The sequence below is a fragment of the Mesorhizobium sp. C120A genome, from assembly GCF_030323105.1.
GTDB lineage: Bacteria > Pseudomonadota > Alphaproteobacteria > Rhizobiales > Rhizobiaceae > Mesorhizobium.
This window is the reverse complement of record NZ_CP100476.1, coordinates 2,953,564-2,969,669: the sequence shown is the minus strand read 5'-3', so window position 1 is coordinate 2,969,669 and position 16,106 is coordinate 2,953,564. Positions and strand designations below refer to the sequence as shown.

The following is a 16,106-nucleotide window of genomic DNA, read 5'->3' as shown; positions in this document are numbered from 1 at the left end:
TCCGCCGGCTCTTTGCTCCCAATCCCGACGACTGCGGGTTAGTTCTTGGCCTTGTCGACCAGCTTGTTCTTGGAAATCCAGGGCATCATGGCGCGCAGCTTGGCGCCGATTTCCTCGATCTGGTGGCTGTCATTGTTGCGGCGGATGCCCTTGAAGCGCGACATGCCGGCGCGGTATTCCTGCATCCACTCCGAGGTGAATTTTCCGGTCTGGATGTCCTTCAGCACGCGCTTCATCTCGGCCTTGGTCTCGGCGGTAATGATGCGCGGGCCTGAGACATATTCACCCCATTCGGCGGTGTTCGAGATCGAGTAGTTCATGTTGGCGATGCCGCCTTCATAGATCAGGTCGACGATCAGCTTGACCTCGTGCAGGCACTCGAAATAGGCCATTTCGGGTGCGTAGCCGGCCTCAACCAGCGTCTCGAAGCCGGCGCGGATCAGCTCGACCAGGCCGCCGCAGAGCACGACCTGCTCGCCGAACAGATCGGTCTCGCATTCCTCGCGGAAATTGGTCTCGATGATGCCCGAACGGCCGCCGCCGACACCGCAGGCGTAGGACAGAGCGAGATCGAGCGCATTGCCGGAAGCATCCTGGTTGACGGCGACCAGGCACGGCACGCCGCCGCCCTTCTGGTATTCGCCGCGCACCGTGTGGCCGGGGCCTTTCGGCGCGATCATGACGACATCGACGGTCGACTTCGGCTCGATGAGGCCGAAATGCACGTTGAGGCCGTGCGCGAAGGCAATCGCGGCGCCGTCACGAATGTTTGGCGCGATTTCGTTTTTGTAGATGTCGGCCTGCAGCTCGTCAGGCGTTGCCATCATCATCAAATCGGCCCATTTGGCAGCGTCCGCCACGCTCATCACCTTGAGCCCGTCGGCCTCGACCTTCTTGGCGGTCGCCGATCCCGCCTTGAGGCCGATGGCGATTTCCTTGGCGCCGGAATCCTTGAGGTTGAGCGCGTGCGCCCGGCCTTGGCTGCCATAGCCGATAATGGCGACCTTCTTGCCCTTGATCAGATTGAGATCGGCGTCGCGATCGTAATAGACACGCATCTTTTGCTTCCTTCCCACAGAGATTAGAGGCCTTGCGGCCCGGTTTTTGCTCCATAAAGAGCGAGAAACTGCTGCGTCGCCCGGGCGGCATCGCCGCCGATCGCCGCTTCAGTCAATTCCAGCCTGTCGCCGAGCAGCAGACGGATCTGCACGTCGCGGGCGACCAGCCCGAAAAAGGTCCGGAACGCCATTTCGGCGTCCGTAAAGTCGAGCAGCCCGGCCTGCTTGCCGGCAAGCAGCACCGGCTTCAACCGTCTGGCCAGCGCGAAACGGCCATTCTCCAGCACGATCGCGCCGAGATCGTCCTTTCCGGATCCGGCATGGCCGATCGCGACGCGGTTCAGCGCGATCGAGGTATCGCTCGAAATCACCTTCAGCCAGTCCGAGGCGAAGCCTTCCAGGCTTGCCGTCAGCGAGGCAAGATCGAGCCGCTCACCGTCGACCGGCACCACGCGCACTTTCGATGCCTGCCACTGCACGGTCGCCGTCAGCAGTCCGTCGCGGTCGCCGAACCATTTGTAGAGCGTTTCCTTCGAGCAGCTGGCGCGGCGCGCCACCGCCGTCATGGTCAGATTGTCGCCCTCCTCGACCAGCAGCCGCAAAGCCGCGTCCAGGACGGCCTTTTGCCGCTCTGTCAGCACTTCGCTGGTATCGATCTCGGCCCTTGCCTGCAACAATTTCCTGCCCATTCGATGAGGTCGCCGGGTCGCCTCAAACGGCGTACCGTACGTTACGGTTCGGCATATTGCGCAATCCTGTGCTCGACGCAAGGGGTTCGGTAGAAAAATCGTCGACGTGAGAGCCGCCGAGCAAACCACGAGATTCTGACGGATCAATCATCGGCGGGCGGATGGCGCAGCTCTCCAAGCAGGCTCGCCAGTATCTTCAGCTCCTCCGCGGAGAGTTTTGCGCCGACCAATTCCGCAATCGACCGTCCATAGACAGCCCACATCCGTCGCCGCGTCTGACGGCCCTTGGCCGAGATGCGGATGGTCTGGCCGCGGCCGTCATCGGCAACCCTGAGTTTCTCGACCAGTCCTTCGGCCTCGAGCCGCGCCAGAAGCCGCGAGATGTTATACTGCGCAAACAGTGTGCGCTCGGTTAGCTGGAATGGCCGCAGCCCGCCCTCACCCGCCTCGGCGAGTTCATGCAGCACGTCATACCAGTCGAGCGGCGGCAAGCCGCTGGTCTTCAAAGCCTCTTCCGCCTTTTCGATGAGCTGGCGCGAAACCCGCATCAGGCGGGCCCAGGCCTTGACGGCTTCGGGCGAAGGCGTGGTTGTTTTGGTCATGACCCATCCTAGGCGATAGATGCAGTTGCATCAAGCTTGACGATCGATGCACTAGCATCAAGCTTGACGATCGATGCACTTGCATCTATATGCATGCAATTGCATCAATCCGGGAAAGATCCATGAAACACGAAATCTGCAAAGTCGCCGACGTCCCACAGACGGGCAGCCTGATCGCGCCATTCTTCGGCCGCGAGGTCCATATTTGGCGCAGCGGTGAGCGCATCCGCGCCGCCGCCAATGTCTGCCTGCATTTCGGCGGGCCGCTCGACTGCAAGGACGGCAAGCTGGTCTGCCAATGGCACGGCGCCGCCTTCGACATGACATCAGGCGACCGGATCGAAGGTCCGGCGCCAAAAGCGTCGCGACTGATGTTCCTGTCGACGCGCGTCGAGGCCGGCGCGTTGAACTATGTCTGGGGAGAGTGACATGCCTGAGAAGAATGAAATGCCTGAGAAGAATGAAATGACTGGCAAGCTCATTCTCGTCAGCCATCATCTATGCCCCTATGTGCAGCGCGCGGCGATCTCGCTGGCCGAGAAAGGCGTGCCGTTTGATCGTGTCACCATCGACCTCGCCAACAAGCCGGACTGGTTCAAGGCGATTTCGCCGCTGGGCAAGGTGCCGCTGCTGATCGTCCAGGCAAATGGCGAGGAGACGGTGATCTTCGAATCCGCCGTCATTCTCGAATTCCTCGAGGAGACGCAAGCCAATCCTCTGCATCCGGCCGACGCCTACGCCCGTGCCCGGCATCGCGCCTGGATCGAGTTCGGCTCGGCGACATTGAACACCATCGGCCGGTTCTACACGGCTTCGACGGAGGCCGCCTTCCTGGCAGAGTCCACGGCACTTTCGGCCATGTTCGATCGTCTGGAGGACGAACTGGCCGACCAGGCCGGACCGTGGTTCAATGGCGAGTGCTTTTGCCTCGTCGATGCCGTCTACGGCCCGGTCTTCCGCTATCTCGACGCCTTCGACCGGATCGGCAATTTCGGCATTCTGGACGGCAAGCCATTGGTCCAGGCCTGGCGCAAGGCGTTGAGCGAACGCGCCTCGATCAAAGGTGCCGTGGCGCCGGACTATCCGCAGCGGCTGCGTCTATTCCTGCGTGCGAGAAATTCGCTTTTCTCGACCCTGATCCCGCCGGATGATCTGGCCAGTGCACCTCCTCTAGCCCGATCCGCCTGAACGGATCGATCAGCGTGCCGGCCACCATCGAGGCAAGCACGCTTGGCACTGGCGGGATTTTGGCGATGGTTGCCACCAGCCTGTCGCGGAAGAAGGGCAGCATCGTGCCGTCCGACTGGTAGAACGGCGTCAGCGCCAGCGACAGCAGCTGGAAGATCCGGACATGCCATCGCCGCGCCCGGGCGTAGCTTTCCAGCGCTGCCTCGACGTTGCCCGTCTGTGCCAAGGCATGGCTGAGCGCTGCCGCGTCGAGCAGCGCCATGTTGGCGCCTTGCCCGAGCTGCGGGCTGGTCGAATGCGCGGCGTCGCCGATCACCGCCAGCCGGCGGCCGGTCGGCAGCTTCATCGTGTGATGGCCGTAGCGCGCCAGCGACAGCTGGTCGAAGCTGTCGATCTGGCTGGTGAACGCCTCGCACTGTGGCCACAGCGAGACCAGTCTCGCCTTCCAGGCGTCGAGCCCTGCCGCGCGCACGTTTTCGGCATCCGCCGGCTTCAGGCTCCAGAAGAACGCCGCCATCTTTTCCCCGCCCGGTTCCGGTCGGCCGATCGGCAGGACGCCGATCATCACGCTGGCCTTGTCGTAGCGCTGCAGCAGCGCATTTTCGTCGAAGCCTTGGCGCCAGCCGAGCGAGGCCCAGAACGCGCCGTAAGTGAGCTGCCGCGGCTGGGCCGGATCGTTGAGGCACCGGCGCAGCTTCGAACGCGAGCCGCTGGCGTCGACCACGAGGTCGAACGGCCCTGCCCTGCGGCCCCCCACCGTTCGGCTCTTGTCGAAGATCAGGATCGCCCGCTCACCGACGTCCAGCGTCTCGATCTCGACACCGGTTTCGATGGCGATGCCTTGGCGCTGCGCGGCGCGAAACAACATGTTGAACAACGCCGCCCGGTGCACCGCCAGCCCGAAACGGCCGCCAGGCTGCGCATCGTAGCGCACGGCGAGCACGGTGCGGCCGCTCGAGGCATCGGCGCCATGCAGACGCTCGATGCGGCTCCCCAGCGCCAGAATGTCGTCGAGCAGGCCGAGATCGGCGAGCACGCTCAGCCCGGTCGGCTGCAGGATCAGTCCGGAACCGACGGGCTTGGGTTCCTCGAAACGTTCGAAGATGGTGACGTTGTGGCCCGCGCGCTTGAGATAGAGCGCGGTGGCGAGCCCCGCCGGGCCGGCGCCCGCAATCGCGATGTCGAGAGATTTTTCCATTGCCCGCCCAACTACTGGCCGGACAATCCTTCAGCGCCATTGTCAAATCAAGCCTTTGCTGCATGGACCAAAATATCAGCCACCGGCGTCGAAGGCAGCGCGCGCCTTGCGCACCGCACCATGGTTGAGTTCGGCCCACAGGATCAATTGATGCAAGGCGCCGAACATCGAACGGCCGAGATCGGTCAGGCTGTATTCGACGCTTGGCGGCTTGGTCGGGAACACTTCGCGATGAACAAAGCCGTCGCGCTGCAGATCGTGGAGCGTCTGGGTGAGCATGCGCTGCGAGATGTCGGGCACCAGGCGCCGCAACTCGCCGAAACGATAGGGCTGCTCGGCGAGCGCCGCCATCAGCAGCGAACTCCATTTGCCGTTCACGCCCTGCATCACGTCGCGAACCGGGCAATCGGCAATGTTTGCGCCATCGCTGGTGGCTTTGAATATATTGAGCTTGGTTCTCAGATTGACGACCTTGCCGTCCATGGCTGCTGGTTCCCTGGCGGTGCCTACCTCCCTAAAAACTGCCTTCTTTACGGTGGCCGGTCAATTCTTATTTTAGTGCTGGTCTCTTTTTGAGACTGTCAGAAGCACCCGCCACCCGGCGCAATTTCAGGATCCCCCATGACCGCAACCCTTCTCGTCACCGGCGCTTCCGGCCAGCTTGGCCGCGGCGTCATCAACCACCTGCTGGACACATTAAAGGTCCCCGCAAACCGCATCATCGCCGCCACCCGTACACCCGCCAACCTTGCCGATCTGGCGGCGCGCGGCGTCCTCGTCAGAGCCGCTGACTTCAACGACCCGCAATCGCTTGCCGAGGCCTTCGCGGGAGCCGACCGGGCACTCGTCATCTCGACCAACGAACTCGAGGTACAGGGGAAGCGGCGCGAGCAGCAGCTTGCGGCGGTGACGGCGGCCAAACAGGCTGGCGTCGGCCACCTGCTGTACACCTCGATGCCCAACCCCGAGCCTGGTTCGCCGGTTGTTTTCGCGCCCGACCACTACGACACCGAACAGGCGGTCAAGGCGAGCGGCATCCCCTACACGATATTCCGCAATGGCTGGTATAACGAGAACCTGTTCATGGCGTTGCCGCAGGCTCTGGCATCGGGTCAGTGGTACACCTCCGCCGGCGACGGCGCCATTTCCTACGGCACGCGTGACGATTTCGCGGCGGCGATCGCAGCGGGGCTCGCCTCGGACAGCAGCGAAAGCGCGACTTACACGCTGACCGGCCCCAGTGCGTATACGGCTGCCGAAGTGGCGGCGTTGGTCACCGAAGTCACCAGCAAGCCGATCCGGGTCATCCAGCTTTCCGACGAAGCCCTGACCGAGGGAATGAAGTCGGCCGGCCTGCCTGAACCCTTCGCCAAGGTGCTGGTGTCGTTCGACGCTGCCGCCCGCGCAGGTGACCTCGGCATGGTGACAGACGCGGTCGAAAAACTCTCCGGCCGAAAGTCGGTGCCGCTGAAGCAGTTTCTGGAGACGAACAAGGCTGCACTGGCCGGCTGAAAGCTGCCGTTGCGGGACGCCGAGCCCTTAAGGTTCGGCCTCCCGCACAATTACTTACGTCGCTTGACCAGTCCCAGCCGGATCAGGCTTTCGCCCGTGGCAATCAAAGCATCTTCGCGCGAGCGTGGCGCCCAGCCGAGCACGCGCACCGCCTTGGCGTTGGTGGCGTTCTTGATCTTGCCCAGTTCCGTTGCGAGTTGTGCCGCTTCCGGATTGAACAGCCCGATGATGCGCACCAGCCAATCGGGAAACTCCCGCGTCGAGACGCGCGACGCCGCCGGCCCGAGCCGCGTCTTCAGGGTCTGCGCGATCTCGCGGACCGTCATGAAATCGCCGGCGACAGCGAGGAACCGTTCGCCCTTGGCGGCGGGGTGGGTCATGGCGCGAACATGCAGATCCGCCACGTCGCGCGCGTCGACGACGCCGAAGGACAGGCGCGGCAGCCCAGGCACGGCGCCGTTCAGCATGCGCTGGACAAATTCGGTCGAGGTCGAATGGTCCGCGCCGAGCACCGGTCCAAAGATGCCAACGGGATTGACGACCGCAAGCTCCAGCGCGCCGCCCTGCTCGGCGATGAAATCCCAGGCCGCGCGCTCGGCGAGCGTCTTGGACTTCACATAGGCGCTGACCTTGCCTGCCGGATCGGTCCAGTTTTCCTCGTTGAAAGGCTGCCCATCCGCGCGCATCTTGCCATAGCCGACGGCCGCGAAGGATGAGGTGAGCACGACGCGCCTGACCCCGGTATCCCGCGCCGCCCGCAGCACGCGCAACGCGCCCTCGCGCGCCGGAAGGATCAGGTCATCCTCATGCGTGGGCGCGCCGGGCGGAAAAGGTGATGCGACATGCAGCACGTAATCACAGCCGGCCACCGCCGCCGGCCAGCCTGCGTCGACCATCAGATCGGCATGGGCGAATGAAAGGGCGTCACCGGGCTCCGTGCCACCTGCCTTGAGCATGGCGAGCACATCGGCTTCGCGCCTCGCCGATCGCACGGAGGTGCGGACGCGGTAGCCGGCCTTCAACAGTTCGAGGATGCAGTGAGCGCCGAGGAAGCCGGACCCGCCGGTGACCAGCACCAATTCGCCGCTCATATTAGCCTCCTCGACGATTTATCCGTTCGAGACCCCTCAGATCGCCACCTGCGTGCCGATCTCGACCACACGTCCGGTCGGGATCTGGAAATACTCCGTCGCATCGGCCGCCGAGCGGGCGAGCCCGATGAACAGCTTGTCCTGCCACACCGGCATGCCGGAATTGGGCGATGCCTTGAGCGAGCGCCGCGACAGGAAGAACGACGTCGTCATGATGTCGAACTTCCAGCCCTGCTTGCGGCAGATCGCCAGCGCGCGCGGAATGTTGGGCTGCTCCATATAGCCGAAGGTCAGCGTCACCCGCATGAACAACTCGTTGACTGTCTCCATCTTGACCCGCTCGCTGTCGGGCACCAGCGGCTGCGGTGCGGTGACCACCGACAGAATGACGTTCTGCTCGTGCAGCACCTTGTAGTGCTTCAGGCTGTGCATCAGCGCTGTCGGCGCGCTTTGCGGATCGCTGGTCAGGAACACGGCGGTGCCGGACACCAGCTGCGGCTTCTTCTTCAGCAGATTGCCGGCGAGGAAATCGAGCGGGATTTCGTTGCGCCGGGTCTTGTCGAACAGATAGCGGCTGCCGCGCACCCAGGTCCACATCGCCAGAACGATGGTGAAGGCCACCGCAAGCGACGCCCAGCCGCCCTCGAACACCTTGACGATGTTGGAGGCGAAGAAGCCGATGTCGATGAAGCCGAACAGCGCCGTCATGGCGACCGCCACCCACAGCCGCCATTTCCAGATGCGGGTCATGACGACGAACAGCAGCACCGTCGTCACCAACATGTTGCCGGTCACCGAGATGCCATAGGCGGAGGCGAGCTTGCTCGATTCGCCGAAACCGACGACCAGCAACATCACCGCCAACGCCAGCAAAACATTGACGCGCGGCATGTAGATCTGGCCCGACTGCCGTTCCGACGTGTGCAGGATTTCGAGGCGCGGCAGCATATTGAGCTGCACCGCCTGCCTGGTCAGCGAGAAGGCGCCCGATATGACCGCCTGGCTGGCGATGACCGTCGCCGCGGTTGCCAATACCACCATCGGGATCAGCGTCCAGCCTTCGTTCATCTCGAAGAATGGATGGCCGACGTGACCGTTCTTCGCCAGCACGAAAGCGCCCTGCCCGGCATAGTTTAGCAGCAGGCAGGGAAACACGATGGCCAACCAGGCGAGCACGATGGGCTTGCGGCCGAAATGGCCGAGATCGGCATAAAGCGCTTCGGCGCCGGTGACGGCGAGGAAGATGGCGCCGATGGTGACGAAGGCGACATCGGGCGAATTGATCAGGAAGGCGACGATGTAGTGCGGGCTGACCGCCCACAGGATTTCGGGATCGGCGATGATGTGGTTCAAGCCCGAAAGACCGATAGCCAGGAACCAGACCGCCGTGATCGGGCCAAAGATCAGCGCCACACCGCCGGTCCCGAAGCGCTGCACCGAAAACAGGATCGCCAGGATGACCAGCGTCAGCGGCACGACGTAGGGCTGGAAGGTCGGGGTAACGACATTCATGCCTTCAACCGCCGAAAGCACCGAGATTGCCGGCGTGATGACGGCGTCACCGAAGAACAATGACGCGCCGACAATACCGATGGCCAGGATGATCGCCGAGCGGGTCGGGAAACTGCCGCGCGCCAGCGCCATCAGCGACAGCACGCCGCCCTCGCCTCGGTTGTCGGCTCTGAGCACGAACATGATGTATTTGATGGTGACGATAATCGTCAACGACCAGATGATCAGCGACAGCACGCCCAGAATATCGCCGCGCTCGGCGATTTCGCCGCCGGAGGACGCAACAAGCGCTTCCCGGAAGGCGTAGATCGGGCTGGTGCCGATGTCGCCATAGACCACACCGAGCGCGCCCAGCATCAGAACTTTGGTGCTGTGCTGTTCGATTTCGGGATGGCTCGATTGTTCGACGGGTTCTGCCTCAATACCAGCATTGGTAAGGGCCATGGACGACACTCCGATAAGCGCGCGGTGCTCTACGCTTGCTGCGATGCAATATCAAGTGCCGTGACGGTAGGGCTACCATGTTCCCAGCGCAGGGCTTGCCCCGCAATGACCCGTGCGTGGCGTCAAAGGCTGCCGGAAACCTCAGATCGCCACCTGCGTGCCGATCTCGACCACACGTCCGGTCGGGATCTGGAAATACTCCGTCGCATCGGCCGCCGAGCGGGCGAGCCCGATGAACAGCTTGTCCTGCCACACCGGCATGCCGGAATTGGGCGATGCCTTGAGCGAGCGCCGCGACAGGAAGAACGACGTCGTCATGATGTCGAACTTCCAGCCCTGCTTGCGGCAGATCGCCAGCGCGCGCGGAATGTTGGGCTGCTCCATATAGCCGAAGGTCAGCGTCACCCGCATGAACAACTCGTTGACTGTCTCCATCTTGACCCGCTCGCTGTCGGGCACCAGCGGCTGCGGTGCGGTGACCACCGACAGAATGACGTTCTGCTCGTGCAGCACCTTGTAGTGCTTCAGGCTGTGCATCAGCGCTGTCGGCGCGCTTTGCGGATCGCTGGTCAGGAACACGGCGGTGCCGGACACCAGCTGCGGCTTCTTCTTCAGCAGATTGCCGGCGAGGAAATCGAGCGGGATTTCGTTGCGCCGGGTCTTGTCGAACAGATAGCGGCTGCCGCGTATCCAGGTGGTCATGATCAGCCCCATGAGGCAGGCAACGGATATTGACACCCATCCGCCTTCCACGATCTTGACGACATTCGCCAGGAAGAAACCCATGTCGATGGTGCCGAACAGCAGCGCCAATGCCAGGGCGAGCCCAAGCTGCCATTTCCACAAATTGCGCATGACAACGAACAGCAGAATGGTTGTCATCAGCATCTCGCCGGTTACCGAAATTCCGTAAGCGGAAGCCAGCGAACTCGAGCTGCCGAAGCCGACAACCAGCAGCATCACTCCCAGGGCGATGAGCAGGTTGACGCGCGGCATATAAATCTGGCCGCTCTGCATTTCGGACGTGTGCTGCACCTCGATGCGGGGCAGCAGGTTGAGTTGCACTGCCTGACGTGCCAGCGAAAAAGCACCCGAGATCACCGCCTGACTGGCGATCACGGTGGCGGCCGTTGCCAAGCCGACCATTGGCATCAGCGCCCAATCCGGCAACATCTCGAAGAATGGATTGGTCGGCCTGCCGCCATTCGCCAATACAAAGGCGCCCTGGCCGAAGTAGTTGAGCAGCAGGCAAGGAAACACCACGGAAAACCACGCGAGCACGATCGGCTTGCGCCCGAAATGTCCAAGGTCGACATAAAGCGCCTCGGCCCCCGTTACCGCCAGGAACACTGCACCAACGGTCACGAAAGCGGCGGTCGGCGTGCCGGCTAAGTAGGCGATCGCATAGTACGGGTTGATCGCCAACAGCACCGAAGGATCATCCATCAGGTGGTAGAGCCCGGAAACGCCGATGGCCAGGAACCATAGCGCCGTCACCGGCCCGAATACTGCCGCCACCTTCCCCGTGCCGAAGCGCTGCACGGAGAACAGAAATGCCAGGATGACCAAGGTGATCGGAACGACATAGGCCTCCAGCGTCGGTGTCACCACTTCCAGGCCCTCAACTGCCGACAGCACGGAAATGGCCGGAGTTATGATAGCGTCTCCGAAAAAAAGCGACGCCCCGCAAAGTCCGATGCCGAGGATAAGCTTGGCGCCTTTTGGATAGGCGCTGCGCGCCAGCGCCATCAGGGACAGCGTGCCGCCCTCGCCCTTGTTGTCGGCGCGAAGCACGAAAGCGACGTATTTTATGGTGACGATAATCGTCAGCGCCCAGACGATCAGCGACAGCACGCCCAGGACATCTATGCGCGTGTCGGTACCAGGCGAAGCGTGAAGCGCCTCGCGGAAGGCATAGATCGGGCTGGTGCCGATATCGCCATAGACGACGCCAAGGGCGCCCAGCATCAGAACTTTGGTGCTGTGCTGTTCAGTGTGGGAGTGGTTCGGTTGTTCGACGGGTTCAGCCTCGCTACCGATGCTGGAAAGAGCCATCGACTACTCCCCGATCATCGTGCGGTGCGCCTTGCTTGCTGTCATGCGATATCACCTTCGACACGAGCCTTCCACCGCTACCAACCGCAAGCCTTCAGAAACCGCCCCACCGTGCCGGCCATGCCATACTCCAACGCATCGGCTGTCAACCCGTGTCCGATAGACACTTCGGCCAATGCCGGAATGCGCTTTGCCAATGCCGGAAGGTTGTTCACCACCAGATCGTGCCCGGCATTGACCTGGAGCCCGGCGGCGAGTGCGGCATCCGCGGTTTTTCCCAATCTTTCCAGCTCCTTCCGCGCCTTGGCGGAATCGGAATGGTAGCTGCCGTAGGGCCCGGTATAGAGCTCGATGCGGTCGGCGCCGGTATCGCGCGCGGCATTGACGCCGGTGGGATCCGGATCGGAAAACAGCGACACGCGGAAGCCCCCTTTTTTCAGACGCTTGACGATCGGGATAAGGAACGCCGCCTCGGCGGCAAAGTTCCAGCCATGGTCCGATGTCGCCTGCGCCGGATCGTCGGGCACCAGCGTCACCTGCTCCGGCTGGTGTCTTTCCACAAGCGCCAGAAAATCCTCGGTCGGGTAGCCCTCGATGTTGAATTCCGCCTTGGGAAACTCGTCGTCGATCAGCGCCCGGATCTCCGGCAGGTCGGAATGCCTGGTGTGGCGCTCGTCGGGCCGCGGATGAACCGTCAGCCCGTGCGCGCCGGCCGCCAGCGCCAGGCGGCCGAGCCCGGTGACGCTCGGCCACGGCAGGTCGCGGCGGTTGCGCAGCATGGCGATGGCGTTGAGATTGACCGAGAGTTTCGCGGGCATGGCGTGAGGTCCGGCTGTTTGTGCAGCGCATCTATACTGCCTTTGATGGGAACAGACAGGGGCTTTCGGGTGTTCCAGTGATGACATCTGCTCGCAAGGGGGAACCCAGCCAATGAATTTTCTCCAATCCGTGCCCGCGATCCGCCGCCTCGAAACCGACCGTGAGGACCTTTTCGCCATCGACGTCGTCGGCCATGTATCGGCAGCCGACGGCGAAAATCTGTTCGGATTGCTGGAGGCTGCCTACGCGCTGCACCCGAGGATCGACGTCTTGGTGCGGCTGGTCGACCATGAGGGCGTCGACTGGATCGATATGGACGACGAGACGCTGAAACAAGGTACGGTTCATGCGCTAGAGCATATCGCCCGGTGCGCGACGATCGGTGAGCCCGACTGGATAGCGGATGCGCGGAACTTCCTTCCGGCTTCGCCACCCATCGAGTTCAGGCACTTCGCGGCCGAGGATGAAGCGGATGCCTGGCAATGGCTGGGTGCTACGCCACTCAGCCCTGCTGCGCCGGCTGCTACCTGACGCCGGCTATCTAACGCCAGCTATCTAACAATCGTCAGCCGCTCTGCCGCCCGCGTTATGGCAGTATAGAGCCAGCGCTGGCGGGTTTCCTTGAACGCCCAGCTCTCGTCGAACAGCACGACATCGTTCCACTGCGAACCCTGCGCCTTGTGCACGGTCAGCGCGTAGCCATAGTCGAAATCGTCAAAGCGCTTCTTCTGCTGCCAGGGGATATCGGCGTCCGGATCCTCGAAAGCTGACTTGAGCAGCTTGATCTTGGCGACGCCGCGGTCGGGATCGTCCTCCTCGGGCGAGACCAGAAGGTTGATGCCCGGCTTCACCGTTTCGCGCGACGAGGTCATTACCTTCCACAGCGAACCGTTGAGCAGGCCCTTGGCGGGGTCGTTGCGCAGGCAGACCAGTTTGTCTCCGGCCTGCGGATAATCGGCATTGAAACCCTTCAGCTCGCGCAGGCGCTGATTGTAGCGGCGGCGTGTTCGGTTGGTGCCGACCAACACCTGGTCCGCCTTCAGCACCAGCTCCTGGGTGACGTCCTCCTTGCCGATGACCTGCGCGCTGCCGTAGTCGCCGCGCATGAACTCGCGGCCCTCGCGCACGTCGAGCGCCAGCTGGATGATCGGATTGTCGCGCGCCTGGCGGTGGATTTCGGTCAAGAGCACATCCGGCTCATGCTCGGTGAAAAAGCCGCCGCCCGAGATCGGCGGTAGCTGCGCCGGATCGCCAAGCACCAGGATCGGCGTGCCAAAACTCAGAAGGTCGCGACCAAGCTGCTCGTCGACCATCGAGCATTCGTCGATGACCACCAGCTTCGCCCGTGAAATAGGGCTTTGCCGATTGAGCGAGAAGGTCGGCGACATCGAGGTCTTGCCGGTCACCTCGTCCGACACCGATTCCTCGCCCTTCGGCCGGTAGATCAACGAATGGATGGTGCGGGCATTGACCGCGCCCTTGGAGCGCAGCACCTGCGCCGCCTTGCCGGTGAAGGCGGCGAACTGCACCTGGCCGTCGACATGCTCGGCAAAATAGCGCGCCAGCGTCGTCTTGCCGGTGCCGGCATAGCCGAACAGCCGGAAGACCTGCGGCCGGCCCTCTTTCAGCCAGCGCGCCACCGCTTTCAGAGCCTCGTCCTGTTGGGGGGAGAATTCCATCGGTTCGACAGACCGGATTCGCGAGAGAAAGACAAGCTTGGTGCCAACCACCGCTTAAAACGATGGGATTGCCTCACCTTCAACGGGACAAACTAGCAGGCGCAAATGCGAACGTAAAGTGAACATGCAAGCGGATAACGAACGATTTGAATTCAGGCATTTGAACCTAGATCGGGCAATGCCACTATCACGGACATGATCGAGATGCAGATCGGCGCAGACACCTATAAGCGAGGATATTGATGAGGTCGTTCGCAGACAGGCTGATCGGAAAGTCGATAAAGAAGATCGAAATCGGCGAACCTGGTTATGGCATCGTTGTCTCCTTGTCGGATGACGCAGGGTTCGCGATATATACCGAGGTCACGGCCTGTCTGGGTGACGAAAATGCCAGAACCATAGAACGTGTTACCATCAGCGACGAGCAAGTGATCCTCCACTTGGGTGACAACGACTTCGTCGCCATTTCCAAAAACCGTGGCCGCTTCGCCGTCGTTGAGGCGTTTGTCTATGGGGACGACGAAGGCATGGTCGTCGAAAATTAGTTGCATCGGCCGCCAGATTTCAAACACCAACCACAGGCGGACTATATGTTCGCGCCGCCGCCGCTACCTCTGGTCGGCCCGGGATCGTTCTCCAACAAAATCGGCTTGCCGTGCGGGGTTGCATGCGCGGCGCGTTCCCAGGCGGCGGCGAGCGTGTCGACGTCACTTTTTCCCGCGACGCCCTTGGCCGCCAGCAGCGTCTCCAGCGCAGCCAGCCAATGCTCGTAGTAGTCGTGGCCGTCGCTTGCGGCGCCCGGCTTCTTCACTTGCGCCGACAGCGCATCGGCCCATTCGCTCCACGAAAACAGGCCCTTGTCATGCAGCGCCACCGTCATGGCGAAGGCTTCGGCCTGCCAGGGTTCGGCGAATACCGGTTCGTCCAGACCCGCCGGCAATGCACCTTCAGGCCGGCTCAAGATAGCTCTCCCAGGCATCGATCGAGACGGTCAGCGTCGGGTCGGCGCCCTCGCCCCAGATTTCCGAGCCATCGAAGACCACGGTATAGACCCATTGCGGGTTTTCACCGTTGCCATGCGCGTTGCTGTCGGGGAACACAAAACCGTCACGCACGGCCTCGATCACTCCGTGCTTGCCGCGCGCATAACGCGGTAGCCTTGTGTGGCCGGTGGGATTGAAATTCCTTGTCCGCACCGGGTCGCCGGCCTTGAAGCGCGGCGCCGTCTCGACCGGCCGGTCGCAAGGTCCTCCCTTGGCCAGTACCGCCGGCACGTTTTCGGCCTTCAACACCCTTTTGGGCGTCGCCGCCGGATCGACCGCCCGACCCTCCGTCAGATCGCGCTCGCTGACGAAGCCATGGCGCTTCAGCAGCACCTCGAGCGCTTTGATCCAGATCTGGTAGTAGCTCGAGGAATAATAGACGGCCGGATGCACCGATTCCCTGGCGTGCCGGCTCTCGTCGATGTTCCAGGCGCCCATGGCGCCGGCGGTCAGCGTCACGCCCAGCGCCCGCCGCTCCCAGTCGGCATGGAAGTAAGGCTCGTTCCTTTCGGGCGCGACCGGCCCGAAACCCATCTGTCCACCTAGATCCTGCGGCCCGTTCATGCCGGTACCTTCTTTGTCCCGGGTTCTTTGGCCACCGCCGTGCCGATCATGGCATCGCGGCTGACCAGTTCGGCGAGTTGGTCCTCGCTCCAGCCTTCGGTACCGTCAGGCCGCATCGGCACCACGAGATAGCGCAGTTCGGCAGTCGAATCCCAGACGCGGATGTTTTTCTCCGCCGGCAAGGTCAGCCCGAACTCCTCCAGCACGCCGCGCGGATCGATCACGGCGCGCGAGCGATAGGGCGGCGCCTTGTACCAGACCGGCGGCAGGCCGAGCACCGACCACGGATAGCAGGAGCACAGCGTGCAGACGACGAGGTTGTGCGTCTCGTCCGTGTTGAACACCGCCTGCATGTGCTCGCCCTGGCGGCCGGTGTAGCCCAGCGAGGTGATCGCCGCAGTCGCGTCGCGCTTCAGCCACTCGGCAAAGGCCGGATCGCTCCAGGCTTTCGCCACCGCCCTGGCGCCGTTGCGCGGCCCGATCTTGGTCTCGTAGGTGTCGACGATGACGTCGATCGCCGCCGGATCGATCAGGCCTTTTTCGGTGAGGATGGTCTCCAGCGCGCGCACGCGCGCCGCAAACGGGTCGAGCTCATTGTCGTGGTCATGATCATGGGACATGACCTCAGATTAGGATCGGCGGCACGCGGCCG

Annotated in this window: 17 protein-coding genes and 1 pseudogene; 5 read left to right on the top strand and 13 right to left on the bottom strand. The window is 62.8% G+C overall.

Going from position 1 to position 16,106, the window contains the following annotated elements; translation table 11 throughout:
- Positions 1 to 38: 38 nt before the first annotated feature.
- From ilvC to NL532_RS14335, 3 genes are all read right to left on the bottom strand, one after another.
- Positions 39 to 1,058, bottom strand: a complete 1,020-nt coding sequence (gene ilvC, locus NL532_RS14345; RefSeq protein ID WP_023830148.1) for a ketol-acid reductoisomerase — start codon at positions 1,056 to 1,058, stop codon at positions 39 to 41.
- A 23-nt stretch (positions 1,059 to 1,081) separates the two neighbouring features.
- Positions 1,082 to 1,747, bottom strand: a complete 666-nt coding sequence (locus NL532_RS14340) for a TetR/AcrR family transcriptional regulator (protein WP_245270422.1) — start codon at positions 1,745 to 1,747, stop codon at positions 1,082 to 1,084.
- Between the two features lie 143 nt (positions 1,748 to 1,890).
- A complete protein-coding gene (locus NL532_RS14335; RefSeq protein WP_023690331.1) occupies positions 1,891 to 2,349 on the bottom strand; it encodes a MarR family winged helix-turn-helix transcriptional regulator in 459 nt (152 codons plus the stop codon).
- Between the two features lie 122 nt (positions 2,350 to 2,471).
- Between NL532_RS14335 and NL532_RS14330 the strand changes: the two genes are divergently transcribed.
- Together NL532_RS14330 and NL532_RS14325 are read left to right on the top strand one after the other, a co-directional pair.
- The gene (locus NL532_RS14330; protein WP_032900229.1) at positions 2,472 to 2,777 is read left to right on the top strand and encodes a Rieske (2Fe-2S) protein; all 306 of its coding nucleotides are present in this window, start codon (positions 2,472 to 2,474) and stop codon (positions 2,775 to 2,777) included.
- Between the two features lies 1 nt (position 2,778).
- A complete protein-coding gene (locus NL532_RS14325; RefSeq protein ID WP_245270421.1) occupies positions 2,779 to 3,537 on the top strand; it encodes a glutathione S-transferase family protein in 759 nt (252 codons plus the stop codon).
- On the opposite strand, the pseudogene NL532_RS14320 reads toward NL532_RS14325, so the two are convergent.
- Together NL532_RS14320 and NL532_RS14315 are read right to left on the bottom strand one after the other, a co-directional pair.
- Positions 3,500 to 4,735, bottom strand: a pseudogene (locus tag NL532_RS14320) (FAD-dependent oxidoreductase); the annotation flags it as partial. The gene NL532_RS14325 and the pseudogene NL532_RS14320 sit on opposite strands and share 38 nt — an antisense overlap.
- Positions 4,736 to 4,810: 75 nt before the next feature.
- Entirely contained in the window at positions 4,811 to 5,218 is a 408-nt protein-coding gene (locus tag NL532_RS14315; protein ID WP_023690335.1) for a winged helix-turn-helix transcriptional regulator, read from the bottom strand.
- A gap of 138 nt (positions 5,219 to 5,356) precedes the next feature.
- Here NL532_RS14315 and NL532_RS14310 point away from each other — a divergent pair, with 138 nt between their 5' ends.
- The gene (locus NL532_RS14310; RefSeq protein WP_023830145.1) at positions 5,357 to 6,247 is read left to right on the top strand and encodes an SDR family oxidoreductase; all 891 of its coding nucleotides are present in this window, start codon (positions 5,357 to 5,359) and stop codon (positions 6,245 to 6,247) included.
- Positions 6,248 to 6,297: 50 nt separating this feature from the next.
- On the opposite strand, the gene NL532_RS14305 is transcribed toward NL532_RS14310, so the two are convergent.
- The 4 genes from NL532_RS14305 to NL532_RS14290 form a co-directional block, all read right to left on the bottom strand.
- Positions 6,298 to 7,338 carry an SDR family oxidoreductase gene (locus tag NL532_RS14305; protein ID WP_023830144.1) on the bottom strand — a complete coding sequence of 347 codons (1,041 nt, stop codon included), beginning with the start codon at positions 7,336 to 7,338 and terminating at the stop codon, positions 6,298 to 6,300.
- Between the two features lie 36 nt (positions 7,339 to 7,374).
- Positions 7,375 to 9,294, bottom strand: coding sequence for a potassium transporter Kup (locus NL532_RS14300; protein WP_286459217.1), 1,920 nt, complete (start codon positions 9,292 to 9,294; stop codon positions 7,375 to 7,377).
- A gap of 141 nt (positions 9,295 to 9,435) precedes the next feature.
- Positions 9,436 to 11,349: a potassium transporter Kup gene (locus tag NL532_RS14295; RefSeq protein ID WP_023823130.1), complete on the bottom strand. Its 1,914-nt coding sequence runs from the start codon at positions 11,347 to 11,349 to the stop codon at positions 9,436 to 9,438.
- Positions 11,350 to 11,426: 77 nt separating this feature from the next.
- Positions 11,427 to 12,167, bottom strand: a complete 741-nt coding sequence (locus NL532_RS14290) for a pyridoxine 5'-phosphate synthase (RefSeq protein WP_023690926.1) — start codon at positions 12,165 to 12,167, stop codon at positions 11,427 to 11,429.
- Positions 12,168 to 12,279: 112 nt separating this feature from the next.
- Here NL532_RS14290 and NL532_RS14285 point away from each other — a divergent pair, with 112 nt between their 5' ends.
- Positions 12,280 to 12,699, top strand: coding sequence for a SpoIIAA family protein (locus NL532_RS14285; RefSeq protein ID WP_023682069.1), 420 nt, complete (start codon positions 12,280 to 12,282; stop codon positions 12,697 to 12,699).
- A gap of 20 nt (positions 12,700 to 12,719) precedes the next feature.
- Here the strand turns inward: NL532_RS14285 and NL532_RS14280 are convergent, their stop codons facing one another.
- Positions 12,720 to 13,847, bottom strand: coding sequence for an ATP-dependent DNA helicase (locus NL532_RS14280; RefSeq protein ID WP_023682070.1), 1,128 nt, complete (start codon positions 13,845 to 13,847; stop codon positions 12,720 to 12,722).
- 242 nt (positions 13,848 to 14,089) lie between these two features.
- Here NL532_RS14280 and NL532_RS14275 point away from each other — a divergent pair, with 242 nt between their 5' ends.
- A complete protein-coding gene (locus NL532_RS14275) occupies positions 14,090 to 14,392 on the top strand; it encodes a hypothetical protein (RefSeq protein WP_023829268.1) in 303 nt (100 codons plus the stop codon).
- Positions 14,393 to 14,433: 41 nt separating this feature from the next.
- Here the strand turns inward: NL532_RS14275 and NL532_RS14270 are convergent, their stop codons facing one another.
- Genes NL532_RS14270 through nthA form a run of 3 tightly spaced genes read right to left on the bottom strand, consistent with a single transcriptional unit; the run spans position 14,434 to position 16,074 of the window.
- On the bottom strand, positions 14,434 to 14,808 hold the full coding sequence (locus NL532_RS14270; RefSeq protein ID WP_023725319.1) for a nitrile hydratase accessory protein: 375 nt from the start codon (positions 14,806 to 14,808) through the stop codon (positions 14,434 to 14,436).
- On the bottom strand, positions 14,795 to 15,454 hold the full coding sequence (gene nthB, locus NL532_RS14265) for a nitrile hydratase subunit beta (protein WP_023751648.1): 660 nt from the start codon (positions 15,452 to 15,454) through the stop codon (positions 14,795 to 14,797). Before nthB ends, NL532_RS14270 begins: the two co-directional genes overlap by 14 nt.
- Positions 15,451 to 16,074: a nitrile hydratase subunit alpha gene (nthA, locus tag NL532_RS14260; RefSeq protein WP_023690920.1), complete on the bottom strand. Its 624-nt coding sequence runs from the start codon at positions 16,072 to 16,074 to the stop codon at positions 15,451 to 15,453. Before nthA ends, nthB begins: the two co-directional genes overlap by 4 nt.
- Positions 16,075 to 16,106: the final 32 nt, after the last annotated feature.